Source organism: Streptomyces sp. NPDC033178, assembly GCF_055577685.1.
Genome location: NZ_JBVIPT010000028.1, coordinates 103,274 through 119,984 on the forward strand (window position 1 = coordinate 103,274; position 16,711 = coordinate 119,984).

General features: G+C 70.6%; 14 protein-coding genes and 3 pseudogenes. 15 read left to right on the plus strand and 2 right to left on the minus strand.

Annotated features, from left to right (window positions below; genetic code table 11):
* Window positions 1-28: 28 nt before the first annotated feature.
* The 9 genes from ACZ5VQ_RS44910 to ACZ5VQ_RS44950 all read left to right on the plus strand — a co-directional run bounded on the left by ACZ5VQ_RS44910 (window position 29) and on the right by ACZ5VQ_RS44950 (window position 10,622).
* Window positions 29-3,268, plus strand: a complete 3,240-nt coding sequence (locus ACZ5VQ_RS44910) for a S41 family peptidase (RefSeq protein WP_469110037.1) — start codon at window positions 29-31, stop codon at window positions 3,266-3,268.
* A gap of 154 nt (window positions 3,269-3,422) precedes the next feature.
* Entirely contained in the window at window positions 3,423-3,776 is a 354-nt protein-coding gene (locus tag ACZ5VQ_RS44915; protein WP_469110038.1) for a histidine triad nucleotide-binding protein, read from the plus strand.
* Between the two features lie 32 nt (window positions 3,777-3,808).
* A complete protein-coding gene (locus tag ACZ5VQ_RS44920) occupies window positions 3,809-4,714 on the plus strand; it encodes a ribonuclease Z (protein WP_469110039.1) in 906 nt (301 codons plus the stop codon).
* 20 nt (window positions 4,715-4,734) lie between these two features.
* Window positions 4,735-5,727, plus strand: a complete 993-nt coding sequence (locus tag ACZ5VQ_RS44925; RefSeq protein ID WP_469110040.1) for an adenosine deaminase — start codon at window positions 4,735-4,737, stop codon at window positions 5,725-5,727.
* A gap of 316 nt (window positions 5,728-6,043) precedes the next feature.
* On the plus strand, window positions 6,044-7,156 hold the full coding sequence (locus ACZ5VQ_RS44930; RefSeq protein WP_362088370.1) for a carbohydrate kinase family protein: 1,113 nt from the start codon (window positions 6,044-6,046) through the stop codon (window positions 7,154-7,156).
* 237 nt (window positions 7,157-7,393) lie between these two features.
* Complete coding sequence (locus ACZ5VQ_RS44935) at window positions 7,394-8,452, plus strand: PhoH family protein (RefSeq protein WP_362088371.1); 1,059 nt, start codon at window positions 7,394-7,396, stop codon at window positions 8,450-8,452.
* 12 nt (window positions 8,453-8,464) lie between these two features.
* Window positions 8,465-8,965 carry an rRNA maturation RNase YbeY gene (gene ybeY, locus ACZ5VQ_RS44940; protein WP_055612361.1) on the plus strand — a complete coding sequence of 167 codons (501 nt, stop codon included), beginning with the start codon at window positions 8,465-8,467 and terminating at the stop codon, window positions 8,963-8,965.
* Entirely contained in the window at window positions 8,962-10,266 is a 1,305-nt protein-coding gene (locus ACZ5VQ_RS44945) for a hemolysin family protein (protein WP_469110041.1), read from the plus strand. The genes ybeY and ACZ5VQ_RS44945 overlap by 4 nt, the downstream gene beginning before the upstream one ends.
* The gene (locus ACZ5VQ_RS44950) at window positions 10,263-10,622 is read left to right on the plus strand and encodes an MmcQ/YjbR family DNA-binding protein (RefSeq protein WP_469110042.1); all 360 of its coding nucleotides are present in this window, start codon (window positions 10,263-10,265) and stop codon (window positions 10,620-10,622) included. The genes ACZ5VQ_RS44945 and ACZ5VQ_RS44950 overlap by 4 nt, the downstream gene beginning before the upstream one ends.
* Here the strand turns inward: ACZ5VQ_RS44950 and ACZ5VQ_RS44955 are convergent.
* Window positions 10,584-10,853 (minus strand): annotated as a pseudogene (locus ACZ5VQ_RS44955) (MFS transporter); the annotation flags it as partial. The gene ACZ5VQ_RS44950 and the pseudogene ACZ5VQ_RS44955 sit on opposite strands and share 39 nt — an antisense overlap.
* On the opposite strand from ACZ5VQ_RS44955, the pseudogene ACZ5VQ_RS44960 reads away from it, so the two are divergent.
* The 5 genes and pseudogenes from ACZ5VQ_RS44960 to ACZ5VQ_RS44980 form a co-directional block, all read left to right on the plus strand.
* A pseudogene (locus ACZ5VQ_RS44960) lies at window positions 10,807-10,989 on the plus strand (XRE family transcriptional regulator); the annotation flags it as partial. The pseudogenes ACZ5VQ_RS44955 and ACZ5VQ_RS44960 sit on opposite strands and share 47 nt — an antisense overlap.
* Window positions 10,990-11,133: 144 nt before the next feature.
* On the plus strand, window positions 11,134-11,487 hold the full coding sequence (locus ACZ5VQ_RS44965) for a cytidine deaminase (RefSeq protein WP_469110043.1): 354 nt from the start codon (window positions 11,134-11,136) through the stop codon (window positions 11,485-11,487).
* Between the two features lie 424 nt (window positions 11,488-11,911).
* A complete protein-coding gene (locus ACZ5VQ_RS44970) occupies window positions 11,912-12,388 on the plus strand; it encodes a hypothetical protein (protein WP_469110044.1) in 477 nt (158 codons plus the stop codon).
* Window positions 12,389-12,701: 313 nt separating this feature from the next.
* Window positions 12,702-14,027 (plus strand): WxL domain-containing protein, encoded by a 1,326-nt coding sequence (locus ACZ5VQ_RS44975; protein WP_469110045.1) that lies wholly within the window; start codon window positions 12,702-12,704, stop codon window positions 14,025-14,027.
* 194 nt (window positions 14,028-14,221) lie between these two features.
* A pseudogene (locus ACZ5VQ_RS44980) lies at window positions 14,222-15,232 on the plus strand (WxL protein peptidoglycan domain-containing protein); the annotation flags it as partial.
* Here the strand turns inward: ACZ5VQ_RS44980 and ACZ5VQ_RS44985 are convergent.
* On the minus strand, window positions 15,129-15,467 hold the full coding sequence (locus ACZ5VQ_RS44985) for a P-II family nitrogen regulator (protein WP_450557605.1): 339 nt from the start codon (window positions 15,465-15,467) through the stop codon (window positions 15,129-15,131). The pseudogene ACZ5VQ_RS44980 and the gene ACZ5VQ_RS44985 sit on opposite strands and share 104 nt — an antisense overlap.
* A 152-nt stretch (window positions 15,468-15,619) precedes the next feature.
* Between ACZ5VQ_RS44985 and era the strand changes: the two genes are divergently transcribed.
* Complete coding sequence (era, locus tag ACZ5VQ_RS44990; RefSeq protein ID WP_200398243.1) at window positions 15,620-16,579, plus strand: GTPase Era; 960 nt, start codon at window positions 15,620-15,622, stop codon at window positions 16,577-16,579.
* Window positions 16,580-16,711: the final 132 nt, after the last annotated feature.

The window sequence follows — 16,711 nt, forward strand, 5'->3', positions numbered from 1 at the left end:
GGACAGGACCGCTGCATAGGGTGATCGGGTGACACAGACCGCATCCGCCGCATCTGCCCCGTATCTCCGGTACCCGCATCTGCACGGCGAGTTGATCGCCTTCACCGCCGAGGACGACGTCTGGGTCGCGCCCCTCGACGGCGGCCGTGCCTGGCGGGTCAGCGCCGACAACGTCCCGGTGAACCATCCCCGTATCTCCCCGGACGGAACGACCGTCGCCTGGACCTCCACCCGCGACGGGGCACCCGAGGTGCACATCGCCTCCGTCGACGGTGGTTCCACCAAACGCCTTACGCACTGGGGGAGTTGGAAGACCCAGGTGCGCGGCTGGACCCCGGACGGCGAGGTGCTCGCGCTCAGCACGCAGGGCCAGGCGAGCCTGCGCCGCAGCTGGGCCCGGGCCGTCCCGCTCGACGGCGGCCCGGCAACCACCCTCCCGTACGGGCCTGTCGGCGATGTGGCCCGGGGCGGCCCGGGCACGCTCCTGCTGTCCGCGCCCATGGGCCGTGAGGCCGCCTGGTGGAAGCGGTACCGGGGCGGCACGGCCGGGAAGCTGTGGATCGACCGGGAGGGCGACGGGGAGGCCGGGGAGTTCGTACGGCTGCATGCCGACCTGGACGGGAATCTGGAGTACCCCTCGTGGGTCGGGGAGCGGGTCGTCTTTCTGTCCGATCACGAAGGTGTGGGGGCCGTGTACTCCTCCCTCGCCGACGGGTCGGATCTGCGGCGGCACACGGGAGTTGAGGGGTTCTACGCCCGGCATGCCTCCACCGACGGCACGCGTGTCGTCTACGCCTCCGCCGGTGAGCTGTGGATCCTCGACGACCTCGACGGGGCCGAGCCGCGACGGCTCGACATCCGGCTCGGCGGACAGCGCGTCGATCTGCAGCCGCATCCCGTGAGCGCGGCCCGCTGGTTCGGTGCCGCCGCGCCCGACCACACCGGACGCGGCAGTGCCGTCGCCGTGCGCGGAGCCGTCCACTGGGTCACCCACCGTTCGGGTCCGACCCGCGCGCTCGCCGCCGAACAGGGCGTACGGGCCCGGCTGCCGCGCACCTTCCGCGCGGACGGCGAGGAGCACGTGGTGTGGGTGACGGACGCCGAGGGCGATGACGCTCTCGAGTTCGCGCCCGCCACCGGTGTCGCGCCCGGAGCCACCCCGCGACGCCTCGCCGCCGGACAGCTCGGGCGGGTGCTCGGGCTCGCGGTGGCGCCCGACGGCAGCCGTGCCGCGGTCGCCTCGCACGACGGACGCGTACTGCTCGTCGAGCGGGAGACCGGCGAGGTACGGGAGGTCGACCGCAGCGAGGACGGCGAGGTCTCCGGGCTCGCCTTCTCTCCCGACTCGGCCTGGCTTGCCTGGTCGCACCCCGGCCCGCGCCCGCTGCGCCAGCTCAAGCTCGCCAACACCGCGGATCTCTCCGTGACCGAGGCGACGCCGCTCCGATTCCGGGACTACGCGCCCGCGTTCACCCTCGACGGGAAGCATCTGGCCTTCCTGTCGGCGCGGTCCTTCGACCCCGTCTACGACGAGCACGTCTTCGACCTGGCCTTCGTCGGCGGCGCGCGGCCGCATCTCATCACCCTCGCCGCGACCACCCCCTCGCCGTTCGGGCCGCAGCGGCACGGCCGGCCCTTCGAGGCGCCGGACAAGGACGAGACGCCCGACAGCGAGGGCTCCCCGGCGACCCGGATCGACCTCGACGGACTCGGCGACCGCATCGTGCCGTTCCCCGTCGAAGCCGCCCGCTACTCCGGGCTGAAGGCCGCCAAGGACGGGCTGCTGTGGCTGCGGCACCCCGTGCGGGGCGTGCTCGGCGCCTCCCGCGCCACCCCGGACGACCCGGACCCGAAGACCGACCTGGAGCGCTACGACCTCGTCCAGCAGCGCATGGAGCACCTCGCCTCGGACGCCGACGGCTTCATGGTCACCGGCGACGGCAAGCGGATCCTGCTGTGGACCGACAGCAAGCTCAAGGTCGTACCGAGCGACCGGCGCGCCTCGAACGACGACGAGAGCGACACCAACATCACCGTCGACCTGTCGCGCATCCGCCAGACCGTCGACCCGGCCGCCGAGTGGCGGCAGATGTACGACGAGACCGGCCGCCTCATGCGCGACAACTTCTGGCGCCCCGACCTGGGCGGCACCGACTGGGACGGCGTACTGGACCGGTACCGGCCCGTGCTCGAACGGGTCGCCACCCACGACGACCTCGTCGACCTGCTGTGGGAGGTGCAGGGCGAACTCGGCACCTCGCACGCGTACGTCATGCCGCGCGGCGGATACGGCAGCGGCGAGCGGCAGGGGCTGCTCGGCGCCGACATCTCCCGCCACGAGGACGGCCCCCAGGGTTCGCCGCAGTGGCGTATCGACCGCATCCTGCCGTCGGAGACCTCCGACCCGGACGCGCAGTCGCCGCTCGCCGCGCCCGGGGTCGCCGTGCGCGCCGGGGACGCGATCGTGGCCGTCTCCGGGCGGCCCGTCGACCCGGTGACCGGACCCGGACCGCTGCTCGTCGGCACGGCGGGCAAGGCCGTCGAACTCACCGTGTCCCCGGCGGGCGGCGGCGATCCGCGGCACGCCGTCGTCGTGCCGATCTCCGACGAGGAACCGCTGCGCTACCACGCGTGGGTCGCCGACCGGCGCGCCTACGTCCACGAGAAGTCCGGCGGCCGGCTCGGCTATCTGCACGTGCCCGACATGCAGGCGCCCGGCTGGGCCCAGATCCACCGCGACCTGCGGATCGAGGTCGCACGCGAGGGCCTCGTCGTGGACGTCCGCGAGAACCGCGGCGGCCACACCTCCCAGCTGGTCGTCGAGAAGCTCGCCCGGCGCATCGTCGGCTGGGACCTCGCGCGCGGCATGCGGCCCACCAGCTATCCGGAGGACGCGCCGCGCGGGCCCGTCGTCGCCGTCGCCAACGAGTTCTCCGGCTCGGACGGCGACATCGTCAACGCCGCGATCAAGGCCCTCGGTATCGGGCCCGTCGTCGGTACGCGTACGTGGGGTGGCGTCGTCGGGATCGACAGCCGCTACCGCCTCGTCGACGGAACGCTCGTCACCCAGCCCAAGTACGCGTTCTGGCTGGAGGGGTACGAGTGGGGCGTGGAGAACCACGGCGTCGACCCGGACGTCGAAGTGGTCCAGGCCCCGCAGGACTACGCGGCCGGGCGTGACGTGCAGCTCGACGAGGCGATCCGTATCGCCCTGGCGGCGCTCACGGAGAACCCGGCGAAGGCCGCTCCGCTGTTGCCGGGTTCGTAGGCACTCGGGTTCGCAGGGCACTCGGGTTCCTAGGGCACTTGGGTTCGTCGGGTGCGGTGCGTGGGGGCTGGTCGCGCAGTTCCCCGCGCCCCTTGCGAGGCCCGGGCTCGGTACCATGCCCGGGCATCGATCATCCAGCGTGAGGAGGCCGCGCATGGCAGGGGAAGCGCAGGACGACTGTCTGTTCTGCAAGATCGTCGGTGGGAAGATCCCGGCGACCGTCGTCCGAGAGACCGAAACGACCGTCGCCTTCCGGGACATCAACCCGCAGGCACCCATCCACGTCCTGGTGATCCCGAAGGTCCACCACCCGGACGCCTCCTCCCTCGCGATCGCCGAGCCGGCGATCCTGGCCGACGTCGTGCGCGAGGCCGGTGAGGTCGCCGCCGAGGAGAAGCTCGACAGCTACCGCATCGTCTTCAACACCGGGAGTGGCGCCGGGCAGACCGTCTTCCACGCGCACGCCCATGTGCTGGGCGGCCGCGGCATGCAGTGGCCGCCGGGCTAGCCGCGGCGCTCGGGAAACTCGGGTAACTCGACGTGTCCGTACGCGAATTGGTGGTCCTCGGCACCGCCAGTCAGGTGCCCACCCGGCACCGCAACCACAACGGCTATCTGCTGCGCTGGGACGGCGAGGGCATCCTCTTCGACCCGGGCGAGGGCACACAGCGGCAGATGCTGCGCGCCCGGGTCGCCGCGCACGACCTCCATCGGATCTGCGTCACGCACTTCCACGGCGACCACTCCCTCGGCCTTGCCGGCGTGATCCAGCGGATCAACCTCGACCGGGTGCCGCACGAGGTCACCGCCCACTTCCCGCGCTCCGGGCAGCGGTTCTACGACCGGCTGCGGTACTCGACCGCCTACCGCGAGACGGTCCCGCTCACCGAGGCGCCGGTCGACTCCGACGGCGTACTCGCGTCCACGAAGTCGTACGTGCTGGAGGCCCGCAAGCTCTCCCACCCCGTCGAGTCGTACGGCTACCGGCTCGTCGAGCCGGACGGGCGGCGGATGCTGCCCGAGCGGCTCGCCTCCTACGGGATCAAGGGTGCGGACGTGGGGCGGATCCAGCGGGAGGGCGTGCTGGGGGACGTGTCGCTGGACGAGGTCAGCGAGGTGCGGCGCGGGCAGCGGTTCGCCTTCGTCATGGACACCCGGCTGTGCGACGGGGTGTACGCGCTCGCGGAGGGGTGCGACATGCTCGTCATCGAGTCGACGTTCCTCGACGGGGACATCCAACTCGCCGTCGACCACGGGCACCTGACGGCAGGTCAGGCCGGGGCGGTGGCCCGGGACGCGGGCGTACGGCATCTCGTGCTCACGCACTTCAGCCAGCGGTACGACGATCCCGACGAGTTCGAGCGGCAGGCGCGGGCCGCCGGCTTCGAGGGGGAGCTGACGGTGGCGCACGATCTGCTGCGGGTGCCGGTACCGAAGCGCAGATGAAACGGCCGTACGATGCCTTGATGCCCATCCCCAAAGCCGAACTGCACCTCCACATCGAAGGCACACTGGAGCCCGAGCTGGCCTTCGCGCTCGCCGCGCGCAACGGTGTCCCGCTCCCGTACGCGGACACCGACGATCTCCGCAAGGCGTATCAGTTCTCGGACCTGCAGTCGTTCCTGAACCTGTACTACGAGCTCATGGCCGTGCTCCGGACCGAGGACGACTTCGCGGACCTCGCCGACGCGTATCTCGCCCGGGCCGCCGCGCAGGGGGTCCGGCACGCGGAGATCTTCTTCGATCCGCAGGCGCACATCTCCCGGGGCGTCGGGATCGGGACCGTGGTGGAGGGGCTCGGGCGGGCGCTCGACCGGAGCGAGGCCGTGCACGGGGTCTCCACCCAGCTGATCATGTGCTTCCTGCGGGACGAGTCCGCCGAGTCCGCGATGGAGACCCTCCAGGCCGCGAAGCCGTACCTCGGCCGGATCGTCGGTGTCGGGCTCGACTCCGCGGAGGTCGGGCATCCGCCCGTGAAGTTCCGTGAGGTGTACGAGGCCGCTGCCGCGCTCGGGCTGCGACGGGTCGCCCACGCGGGGGAGGAGGGGCCGCCCTCCTACATCACCGAGGCGCTCGACGTGCTCGGGGTCGAGCGGATCGATCACGGGCTGCGGTGTGTGGAGGATCCTGAGCTGGTGGCGCGGCTGGTGCGGGAGCGGGTGCCGTTGACGTTGTGTCCGCTGTCCAACGTGCGGCTCCGGGCCGTGGATGTTCTGGAGGAGCATCCGCTGCCCGCGATGCTCGACGCGGGGCTTTTGTGCACGGTCAACTCCGATGATCCCGCGTACTTCGGTGGGTACGTCGGGGACAACTTCCTTGCCGTCCGCGAGGCGTTGGGGCTGTCCTCCGACCGTTTGCGCGACCTCGCCCGCAACTCGTTCGTGGCGTCCTTCCTCGACCACGACGAGGCGCGGCGGGCGCGGTACCTCGCGGAGGTGGAGGCGTACGAGTTCCCGTAGGGGACCAGGACGCTTCTTCGCCCCCGCCGCCCCTGCCCGTCCCGTCCCTGGGGGCTGCCGCCCCCAGACCCCCGTATCGCGCTGCCGCGCTCGTCCTCAAACGCCGGACGGGCTGGGTGTGTCGGCCCGGGCCGCGAAATCTTCAGCCTCTCCGGCGTTTGAGGAGCGGGGGTTCGGGGGCTGGCCCCCGAGTAGAGACGGGAATGGGTAGGGGCGGCGGGGGCGAAAACCGTTCGGGCCCGGCGTGACACTCCACGGTCAGTGGAGTGATTGGTGCACACTGGCCTGAATCCGCACCACCTCATGGGAGCGCACCGTGACCGCGTCCAACGGAGAGGGACCGCACAGCCGGGCCGCACAGGTCGACCCCCTCGCAGGGCTGCGCGCTCACGACGACCCGCCCTGGGACGTCTACCTCACCGGCACGGTCTTCCTCGACATCATCTTCACCGGACTCGACTCCGCCCCGGTCCGCGGCACCGAGTCCTGGGCCCGCGGCATGGGTTCGAGCCCCGGCGGCGTCGCGAACATGGCGACCGCACTGGCCCGGCTCGGCCTGAGGACGTCCCTGGCGGCGGCCTTCGGCGACGACCACTACGGCGAGTACTGCTGGGACGCCCTGGAGCAGGGCGAGCGCATCGACCTCTCGACGTCACGCACGGTACCGGGCTGGCACTCCCCGGTGACCGTCTCGATGGCGTACGAGGGCGAGCGGACGATGGTCAGCCACGGACACGAGCCGCCCCCGGAGGAGCCCGCCCCGGACTGCCCGCCCCGCGCACGCGCGGCCGTCGCCTCGCTCACGCCCGGCATCCGCGCCCCCTGGATCGCCGGGGCCGCGGGCAAGGGGACCAGGATCTTCGCCGACGTCGGCTGGGACGACACGGGCCGCTGGGACCTCGCGGGGCTCCCCGACCTGGCGCACTGCGAGGCGTTCCTGCCCAACGCCCAGGAGGCCATGCGGTACACGGGCGCCTCGTGCCCCCGCGCCGCCGCCCACGCGCTCACCGAGCACGTGCCGCTCGCCGTCGTCACTCTCGGTGCCGAGGGCGCGTACGCCGTGGACGGACGGACCGGCGAGACCGCCGAGGTTCCGGCCATCGAGGTCGAGGCCATGGATCCCACCGGCGCGGGGGACGTGTTCGTGGCCGGTTTCGTCATGGGCACGCTGGCCGGGTGGCCGCTGGCCGACCGGCTCGCCTTCGCGGGCCTCACCGCCGCCCTGTCGGTCCAGGAGTTCGGGGGGTCCCTGTCCGCCCCCGGCTGGTCGGAGATCGCCGGGTGGTGGCGGCGTGTGCAGTCGTACGACCACCAGGATCCGGCGGCGCTCGGCCGGTACGCCTTCCTGGAACCCCTCCTTCCGGAGCCGAGCCGGGCGTGGCCACTGCGACGGGCGGTACCGACGATCGGATTCGGCAGATCGGCGTGACGCCGTCGGCGGATCCGGGTGAGGCCGCAGGTGGATCCGGGTGCGGTCGGGTGTGGATCCGTGCGGGGGCACCGGCGGATTCGCCCGTGGGCACGGGCGGATTCACGTGAGGCCACCGGTGCGGGCGAAAAGTCCTACGGCGTTGTCGGTGCCCCGTCGTACTCTTGGAAGCACAAGGCTGCCGTACCGGCAAGCGTGCCTCACCGAGGAGGATGAGCAGGCCTACAGAGCCGGCCCATGACGCAGACACCCACAGCTCACACCCCCGCGCAGGGGCAGTCACGAGCGCAGTTCACCGTCCCGGCCAAACACCCCATGGTGACCGTGCTGGGATCGGGAGACGCCCTTCTGCGCGTGATCGAGAAGGCCTTCCCGGCGGCCGACATCCATGTCCGGGGCAATGAGATCAGCGCCGTCGGCGATGCCCGTGAAGTGGCCCTCGTCCAGCGCCTGTTCGACGAGATGATGCTGGTGCTCCGCACCGGACAGCCGATGACGGAGGACGCAGTGGAACGCTCGATCGCCATGCTGAGGGCGAGCGAGAACGGGGAGGGCGACGGCCAGGAGACCCCGGCCGAAGTGCTCACACAGAACATCCTGTCCTCGCGCGGCCGCACCATCCGCCCCAAGACGCTCAACCAGAAGCGGTACGTCGACGCCATCGACAAGCACACCATCGTCTTCGGCATCGGCCCCGCCGGTACGGGCAAGACCTACCTCGCCATGGCCAAGGCCGTGCAGGCGCTGCAGTCCAAGCAGGTCAACCGCATCATCCTCACCCGCCCCGCGGTGGAGGCGGGAGAGCGGCTCGGCTTCCTGCCCGGCACGCTCTACGAGAAGATCGACCCCTACCTGCGCCCGCTGTACGACGCGCTGCACGACATGCTCGACCCGGACTCGATCCCCCGGCTGATGGCGGCCGGGACCATCGAGGTGGCCCCGCTGGCGTACATGCGTGGTCGTACGCTCAACGACGCCTTCATCATCCTGGACGAGGCCCAGAACACGAGCCCCGAACAGATGAAGATGTTCCTCACCCGTCTCGGCTTCGAGTCGAAGATCGTGATCACGGGTGACGTGACCCAGGTCGACCTGCCGAGCGGCACGAAGTCCGGTCTGCGTCAGGTCCAGGACATCCTGGAGGGCCTCGACGACGTCCACTTCTCCCGCCTCACGTCCCACGACGTCGTACGGCACAAGCTGGTCGGCCGTATCGTCGACGCGTACGAGAAGTACGACAGCCAGAATGGTACGGAGAACGGCACCCACAAGGGCGCCCGTAACAAGCGGAAGTAGACCAGCGCGACCATGTCGATCGACGTCAACAACGAGTCCGGAACCGAGGTCGACGAGCAGGCGATCCTCGACATCGCCCGCTATGCCCTCGCGCGGATGCGGATCCACCCGCTCTCCGAGCTCTCGGTGATCGTCGTGGACGCCGACGCCATGGAGCAGCTGCACATTCAGTGGATGGACCTGCCAGGTCCGACGGATGTCATGTCGTTCCCGATGGACGAGCTGCGGCCGCCGTCGAAGGACGACGACGAGCAGCCGCCCCAGGGACTGCTCGGTGACATCGTGCTCTGCCCCGAGGTCGCCGAGCGGCAGGGCAAGGAAGCCGACACGCAGCACTCCATGGACGAGGAGCTCCAGCTCCTCACCGTCCATGGAGTGCTGCATCTGCTCGGCTACGACCACGAGGAGCCGGACGAGAAGGCCGAGATGTTCGGCCTCCAGGCGGCCATCGTGGACGGCTGGCGTGCGGAGAAGGGCCTGACCGGCCCGTCCCCGGCCCCGACCGTCTCATGAGCCCGCAACTCGTCGTAGGCGCCATCACCCTTGTCGTGATCGCCTGGCTCGCCGCCTGCGCGGAGGCCGGTCTCGCCCGCGTCTCCAGCTTCCGCGCCGAGGAGGCCGTCAGGTCCGGCCGCCGCGGCAGCGCCAAGCTCGCCCAGGTCGCCGCCGACCCGACCCGCTATCTGAACGTGGCGCTGCTGGTGCGCGTCGCCTGCGAGATGGCGTCCGCCGCGCTCATCACGTACGCCTGTCTGCAGGAGTTCGCCGAGACGTGGGAGGCGCTGGCCGTCGCCATCGGCGTGATGGTCCTCGTCTCGTACGTGGCGGTCGGCGTCTCCCCGCGCACCATCGGCCGCCAGCACCCGCTGAACACGGCCACGGCGGCCGCGTACGTACTGCTTCCGCTCGCCAGGATCATGGGCCCGATCCCGCCGCTCCTGATCCTCATCGGCAACGCCCTCACGCCCGGCAAGGGCTTCAGGCGCGGTCCGTTCGCCTCCGAGGCCGAGCTGCGGGCGATGGTCGACCTCGCGGAGAAGGAGTCGCTCATCGAGGACGAGGAGCGCCGCATGGTGCACTCCGTCTTCGAGCTGGGCGACACGCTCGTACGGGAGGTCATGGTCCCGCGTACGGACCTGGTGGTCATCGAGCGCTACAAGACGATCCGGCAGGCGCTGACGCTGGCCCTGCGGTCCGGTTTCTCCCGCGTCCCCGTCACCGGGGAGAGCGAGGACGACGTCGTCGGGATCGTGTATCTGAAGGACCTGGCCAGAAAGACGCACATCAGCCGGGACGCCGAGAGCGAGCTCGTGTCGACGGCGATGAGGCCGGCGGCCTTCGTCCCGGACACGAAGAACGCCGGCGATCTGCTGCGTGAGATGCAGCAGGACCGCAACCACGTGGCCGTCGTCATCGACGAGTACGGCGGCACGGCCGGCATCGTCACCATCGAGGACATCCTTGAGGAGATCGTCGGCGAGATCACCGACGAGTACGACCGTGAGCTGCCGCCCGTGGAGGACCTCGGCGACGACCGCTACCGGGTGACCGCACGGCTCGACATCGGCGACCTCGGCGAGCTGTACGGCTTCGAGGCGTACGACGACGAGGACGTCGAGACGGTGGGCGGCCTCCTCGCGAAGGCACTCGGGCGCGTGCCCATCGCCAGTGCCTCGTCGGTGGTCGAACTGCCCGACGGGCGCGAGCTGCGGCTGACGGCGGAGGCCTCGGCCGGCCGCCGCAACAAGATCGTCACGGTGCTGGTCGAGCCCGTCGGCCCGGCCGGTTCCCCCGAGGAGGAGAAGCCGGAGTGACCCCGCAGGAGCTGCGCACGTTCTGCCTGTCCTTCAACGCGACCGTCGAGGACTTCCCCTTCACCCCCGAGTTCTCGGTCTTCAAGGTGCTGGGAAAGCTGTTCGCCCTGACCCGTCTGGACGCCCGGCCGCTCACGGTGAACCTGAAGTGCGACCCCGACGACGCGGTGCGCCTGCGCGGCGAGTACGAGGGCCTGATCATCCCCGGCTACCACATGAACAAGCGCCACTGGAACACGGTGACGGCCGACGGAGAACTCCCCGACCGGCTGGTCAGGGAGCTCATCGAGGACTCGTACGACCTGGTGGTCGCCGGTCTACCGAAGGCCGAGCGGCTGCGACTCGACCGCCCCTGACGTCCGTCGCCCGAGTCCGACCGCGACCAGCATCGCCGCCCCCAGCACGATCGCCGCGTCCAGTGCCACCACCGTGTGGACGCCGGAGAGGAGGTTCGGGGATGTGGTTGCCAGGATGCCGAGGAGGGGGATGCCGATGGTGAGGCCGACCTGCTGGGTGGAGGTCACCAGGCCTGTGGCGAGACTGCTCGACCATCCGCTGGTCGGGGTGCTGGTTCTGGAAGCGACCGCGATGAAGGTGCCGGCGCGGCCCGACCTCACGATCGTGCTGCACACGCCGCTGCCCGAGGCGAACACCTCGACGAAGCTGGAGTGGCTGGCCTGTGCGGAGGGGCGGCGCGGGACGATGTATCCGGTTGCCGGGTAGCGGGGTGGCCGGGTTGGCGGGGGCCGACGAAGGCCCGGGGCTGCCGGGATGAGTGTGCGGGCTTTGCAGATGTGCCGGGTCTACGGCTGGGCGGTGTCGCGTACCGCCGTGCGGGGGGCCGGTCGGGCTTCGTATGCTCTGGGCATGACCGACAGCACCGCGCTCGATCCCGAGGACCGCAAGATCGTCACCCTGGCCCGTTCCGTACGGGCTCGTAATGGTGTGCCCGAGGGGGCGGCCGTGCGTGACGAAACCGGCCGTACGTATGTTGCGGGGACCGTTGACCTGCCTTCTCTGCGGCTGAGTGCGCTGCGGACCGCGGTGGCCATGGCCGTGGCTTCCGGGGCGAAGGCGTTGGAGGCGGGGGCCGTGGTGACCGCGGCGGAGTCCTTGGCGGACGGCGATCTGGCGGCTGTGCGGGATCTTGGTGGGCCGGGGACCGCTGTGCTGGTCGCCGGGCTCGACGGGGAGGTTCGGGTGCGGGTGGCTGCGGGCTGAGGCCCGGGCGGTTTCCTTTCCCCAGCCCCACCCCTTCCCGAAACTGGGGGCTGCCGCCCCCGGCCCCCGCTGAAAATCAGCCCCTCCGGCGTTTGAGGAGCGGGGGTTCGGGGGCCGGCCCCCGAAAACCCCACCGGTCGACTTCGGCCACATCTCCGGCCGGCGGAAGATTCCCCACCGCTTCTCTTGCAATCCCGAGCCGCTCGCGTCTCAATGGACGACAGCTCTTCCGACGGACCGTCAGATTCGTCGCCGCGCAGCGTGCCCGCACACCGCTCGCGGTGACTGGTCCGTGCGCACGTGAATCCCCGCACCGTCGCCGGCCGCGAACAGGCACCGGTGGCAAGCACGCGTGCCCGCACGACGGCGCGCCCGTCGAACGTCCCCACATGGCAATTCCCGTACAAGGGAAGGGAATCCCCCAATGAGATGCAAGCGACTCGGAATCGGTGCGGCGTTAGCCGCCGGCACCCTCGCCGCCGGCCTGGCCCTCGCTCCGGGTGCCGCGGCCGTCGTCCCCCAGACCGCCACGATCATCGCCGACTGCGGCTCCTACGGCGGCGGTGAGGCCACCCTCACGGCCACCCAGACCGGCACCTCCGCCACCATCACTCTCAGCTCCTCCGAGATCACTTCCCCGCTCGCCCTCGACGCGGACTCGATCGTCTCCACACTCACCATGGTGAAGGCGAGCGGTGGCACGACCGCCTTCACGGGCACCAGGAACCCCGCGATGGACGCGGGTGACGGCGTCTCGGTCGGCCCGCTGACCGGCACCGTGGCGCCCGGCGACAGCCTGGAGGCGAACGGCGGCTCCCTGCAGATGGTGATCTTCGGATTCATCACCGTGACGTGTACGGCGGAAGGGCCGCAGTCGCCGGGCCCGTTCGTGTTCGAGTGAGTCCCGGGCGGTAGCTCTCTCCGCACCCCCCCACGAGGTAGCCCCCCACGAGCAAGTCGAGCCATGGACCGGTGTCGCCTGCGCGCGGCGGCACCGGTCGTCGCGCTGCCGCACCCTCCCGGGGCTCCGGGACGGAGGCAGCAAAATGGCTCAACTGCCTTGTTCCGCACCGAAGTTGACAGAAGCTGATGGGCCATCAGTTGACGTCCGGCGATTCCATTGACTTTTCACACAACCCACACATCAATGTCCCCCTGTCGGCGCAGAAGAACGCGGAAGAGCCGCTGCGCCCGCATCCTCAGGAGGGGCAACCATGGGTTCAGGAACCCGAAGACGCCACCGTTGGGCGGCACTTCTCGGAGCGACCGCACTCGCGGTCACCGGGGGAGGCGCGCTCGCCTGTCCCGCGAGCGCGGAGCCTCAGCAGGTCGACTTCGCCACGCACTGCGTCCCGCCGCCCATCGCGGGCATCCCGCCGATCGACGGCACGACCACCGCCAGGATCACGGTGGACAACGCCACGCCCAAGGTGGGCGACACGGTCACCGTCACATACACGGTGGTCAAGCCCGCCGCGTCCAACCCGGTCGACATCGCCCTGCCGGCCGACATCATGACGCCCACCGGCAAGGTCACCCTCGGTGGTGTGCAGGCCGGTGACATCACGGTCGCGGGCCCGAAGAAGAACGACCCGGTACCCGGGAAGGGTGCCTTCCCGTCGTTCTCGATGACCGGCACCTTCACGGTCACCACGCCCGGCGCGATCACCCTCTCGCCCGGCGACTACAACATCCACACCAGCTACATCCTGGAGCTGGACACCCCGTGCACGGTCACCAACCCGCCCGCCCCCGTCTCCGAGACGGTCACCGCGACGGACGGCGGACAGACCAACAACCGTGCCATCAGCCTCGGTACGGCCTCCGGGAAGCCAGGTGACAGCGTGACCGTCACCGGCACGAACTTCACCCCGGGCGCCGCGGTCACCCTCGCCGGACGGGCCGGTGCCGCCGAGACCGCCGACAAGGGCACCACCATCGCGAACGCGCAGGGCGCCATCAGCGGCACCCTGACCGTCAGCGACAAGGCGACGACCGGGGTCGTGGCGTACGAGGGAAGCGCCTGGAGCGATGCCAAGGGTGCCGGTCCCGCCGCCTACGTCGTCATCGACGACACGCCTCTCCCCGAGGGCAGCCAGAAGCTCAACTCCTCGGTCAAGGCAGGCACGTTGTCCATGACCCAGGCCGGCGACACCGTCGAACTCGCGGCGGTCGACTACGGCAAGGGCGGCTTCTCGCGCGGCTCCCTGCAGACGGTGACCGTCAAGGACTTCCGCGGCGGGCCCGCGGGCTGGTCCCTGACCGGCAAGGTCACCGACTTCGCCGGCCCCGGCGGGGCGAAGATCGACGCCGCCAAGCTGGGCTGGACCCCGGTCTGCGCCACCAAGACCGGCAGCCCGAGCACCTGCCGGCCCGGTTCGCCCGGCTCGGTCGGCAGCGCCGGAGCGACTCTGGCGTCCACCCCCAACGGCGCGCAGACCGGTGGTGAGTTCACCGTCGACGCCAGGCTGTCGCTGAACGTTCCGGCGTTCACCCCGCCCGGTGCGTACTCCGGCGTGCTGACGCTCACGCTCACCTGACGCCCACGTCACAGCTGACGCTCACGCTCAGACCTGGCGCTCGCGCTCAGACCTGGCGTTCACGCTCAGACCTGGCGTTCACGCTCAGACCTGACGGTTCGTCAAAAGAGCTGTGAGCAGGCTCGTTTCATCGGTGGTCGGGCGCGCACCCGCCCGTCCGCCTCGTCCGACTCGCTCACCGGGGGTCCGCACCCATGCGCAAGCCGTTCGTCCTCCTCCTGTTGCTGTTCCTCGGCCTGGCCGGGTCGCCCGCGTACGCAGCCGACAACGGCAGCTGGTCCGTCTATCCCGTCTCGACGGACCTGGCCTCGCGGCCCTACTTCCACCTCTCCGCAGACCCCGGGACGACCATCGAGGACAAGGTCACCGTCGCCAACAAGACCGGGCGGCCACTGACCTTCCGGCTGTACGCCGCCGACGCCTACAACACCGCCCGGGACGGCGGGTTCGCGGTGCGTACCCGCAAGGAGAAGCAGCGGGGCGTCGGCGCCTGGGCGAAGCCCGCGAAGTCCCGGGTGACCGTGCCCGCGCACGGCTCGGTCACCGTGCCGTTCACGATCCGGGTGCCCGAGGGCGCCGAACCCGGGGACCATCCGGGCGCGCTGGTCGCTCTCGACGAACGCGTCGACGGCGGGTCGGGGGCCGTCGAGGTCGGCGTGCAGCGGGCCGTCGGCGCCCGGATCTATCTGCGGGTGGGCGGGCCGACCGTGCCCGCCGTCGCCGTCGAGGACGTCCGCATCACCCACCACCAGCCCCTGGTCCCCGGCGTGGGCGACAGTACGGCCACCGTCTCGTACACCCTCCACAACACCGGCAACGTCACCCTCAACCCCAAGGTGGAGCTGAGGGCCGAGGGGCTCTTCGGCCGTACGCTGCTCGCCCGCGACCTTGCCGAGATTCCCTCCGAGCTATTGCCCGGGCAGCGGGTGAAGCTGAGCGAACCGTGGCGTGGCGCGCCCCAACTCGACTGGGGCGACGTGACGTTGACCGCCAGCGCGCACGACACCCGCGAGTCGGCGAGTACGTCGTTCTTCGCGCTGCCGTGGCTCGTGGCGGTCGTCCTGGGAGCGGGGATCGCGGGCGTGGCGGTGGGAATCAGGATCAGAGGGCGTCGGGGCCGCGCTCGCCCGTCCGTACCCGCACCACCGTCTCCACCGGCACCGTCCACACCTTCCCGTCGCCGATCTTCCCCGTCTTCGCCGCCTTCACGATCCCTTCGATGACGGCGTCGGCGTCCGCGTCCTCGACGACGACCTCGATACGGATCTTGGGGACCAGGTCGACCTGGTACTCGGCACCGCGGTACACCTCAGTGTGGCCGCGCTGGCGCCCGTACCCGCTGGCCTCCGTGACGGTCAGCCCGTGCACGCCGATGTCCTGGAGGGCGGTCTTGACCTCGTCGAGCCGGTGCGGCTTGACGATCGCGGTGATGAGCTTCATGCCGGGGTCCTGGCCTTCTGCGCGATGCGGGTGATGGGGGCTGGCGCCCTGCTCCGGAACCCCGTGATCGTAGGCCGTCCGGGCCCGTGCCGTAAGGTGCCGGCCCGTGTGTGGGGCCGCTGGGTGCGGCGGGGCTCCGATGATCAGGGACAATGGGCCTCATGAGCGTTCGTACCCAGTCATCCGAGCCGTCCGAGGCGATCCACCGCGCCGGCTTCGCCTGCTTCGTGGGCCGCCCCAACGCGGGCAAGTCCACCCTGACGAACGCTCTGGTCGGCCAGAAGGTGGCGATCACGGCGAACCAGCCCCAGACGACGCGGCACACCGTGCGCGGCATCGTGCACCGGCCCGACGCCCAGCTGATCCTGGTGGACACGCCTGGGCTGCACAAACCGCGCACGCTGCTCGGCCAGCGGCTGAACGACGTCGTACGGACGACGTGGGCCGAGGTCGACGTGATCGGGTTCTGTCTGCCGGCGAACGAGAAGCTCGGTCCCGGTGACCGCTTCATCGCGAAGGAACTGGCGTCGATCAAGAAGACGCCGAAGATCGCGATCGTGACGAAGACCGACCTCGTGGACAGCAAGACGCTCGCCGAGCAGCTCATCGCCATCGACCAGCTCGGCAAGGAGCTCGGGTTCGAGTGGGCCGAGATCGTGCCGGTGTCCGCCGTCGGGGACAAGCAGGTGGATCTGCTCGCGGATCTGCTGGTGCCCCTGCTTCCGGAGGGGCCCGCGCTGTATCCCGAGGGTGACCTCACGGACGAGCCCGAGCAGGTCATGGTGGCCGAGCTGATCCGGGAGGCCGCGCTGGAGGGGGTGCGGGACGAGTTGCCGCACTCCATCGCCGTTGTCGTCGAGGAGATGCTTCCCCGCGAGGACCGGCCTGCCGACAAGCCTCTTCTCGACATCCACGCGTTCGTCTACATCGAGCGGCCGAGTCAGAAGGGGATCATCATCGGGCCCAAGGGCAAGCGGTTGAAGGAGGTCGGGATCAAGTCGCGCAAGCAGATCGAGGCGCTGCTGGGTACGCCGGTTTTCCTTGACCTCCATGTCAAGGTCGCCAAGGACTGGCAGCGGGACCCGCGCCAGCTGCGCAAGCTCGGCTTCTGAGACCTTTCTTCTTCCCCAGCCCCACCCCTTCCCGAAACTGGGGGCTGCGCCCCCAGACCCCCCTTTCGGCCTGAACGGCCTCGTCCTCAAACGCCGGACGGGCTGAAAATCAGCCCCTCCGGCGTTTGAGGA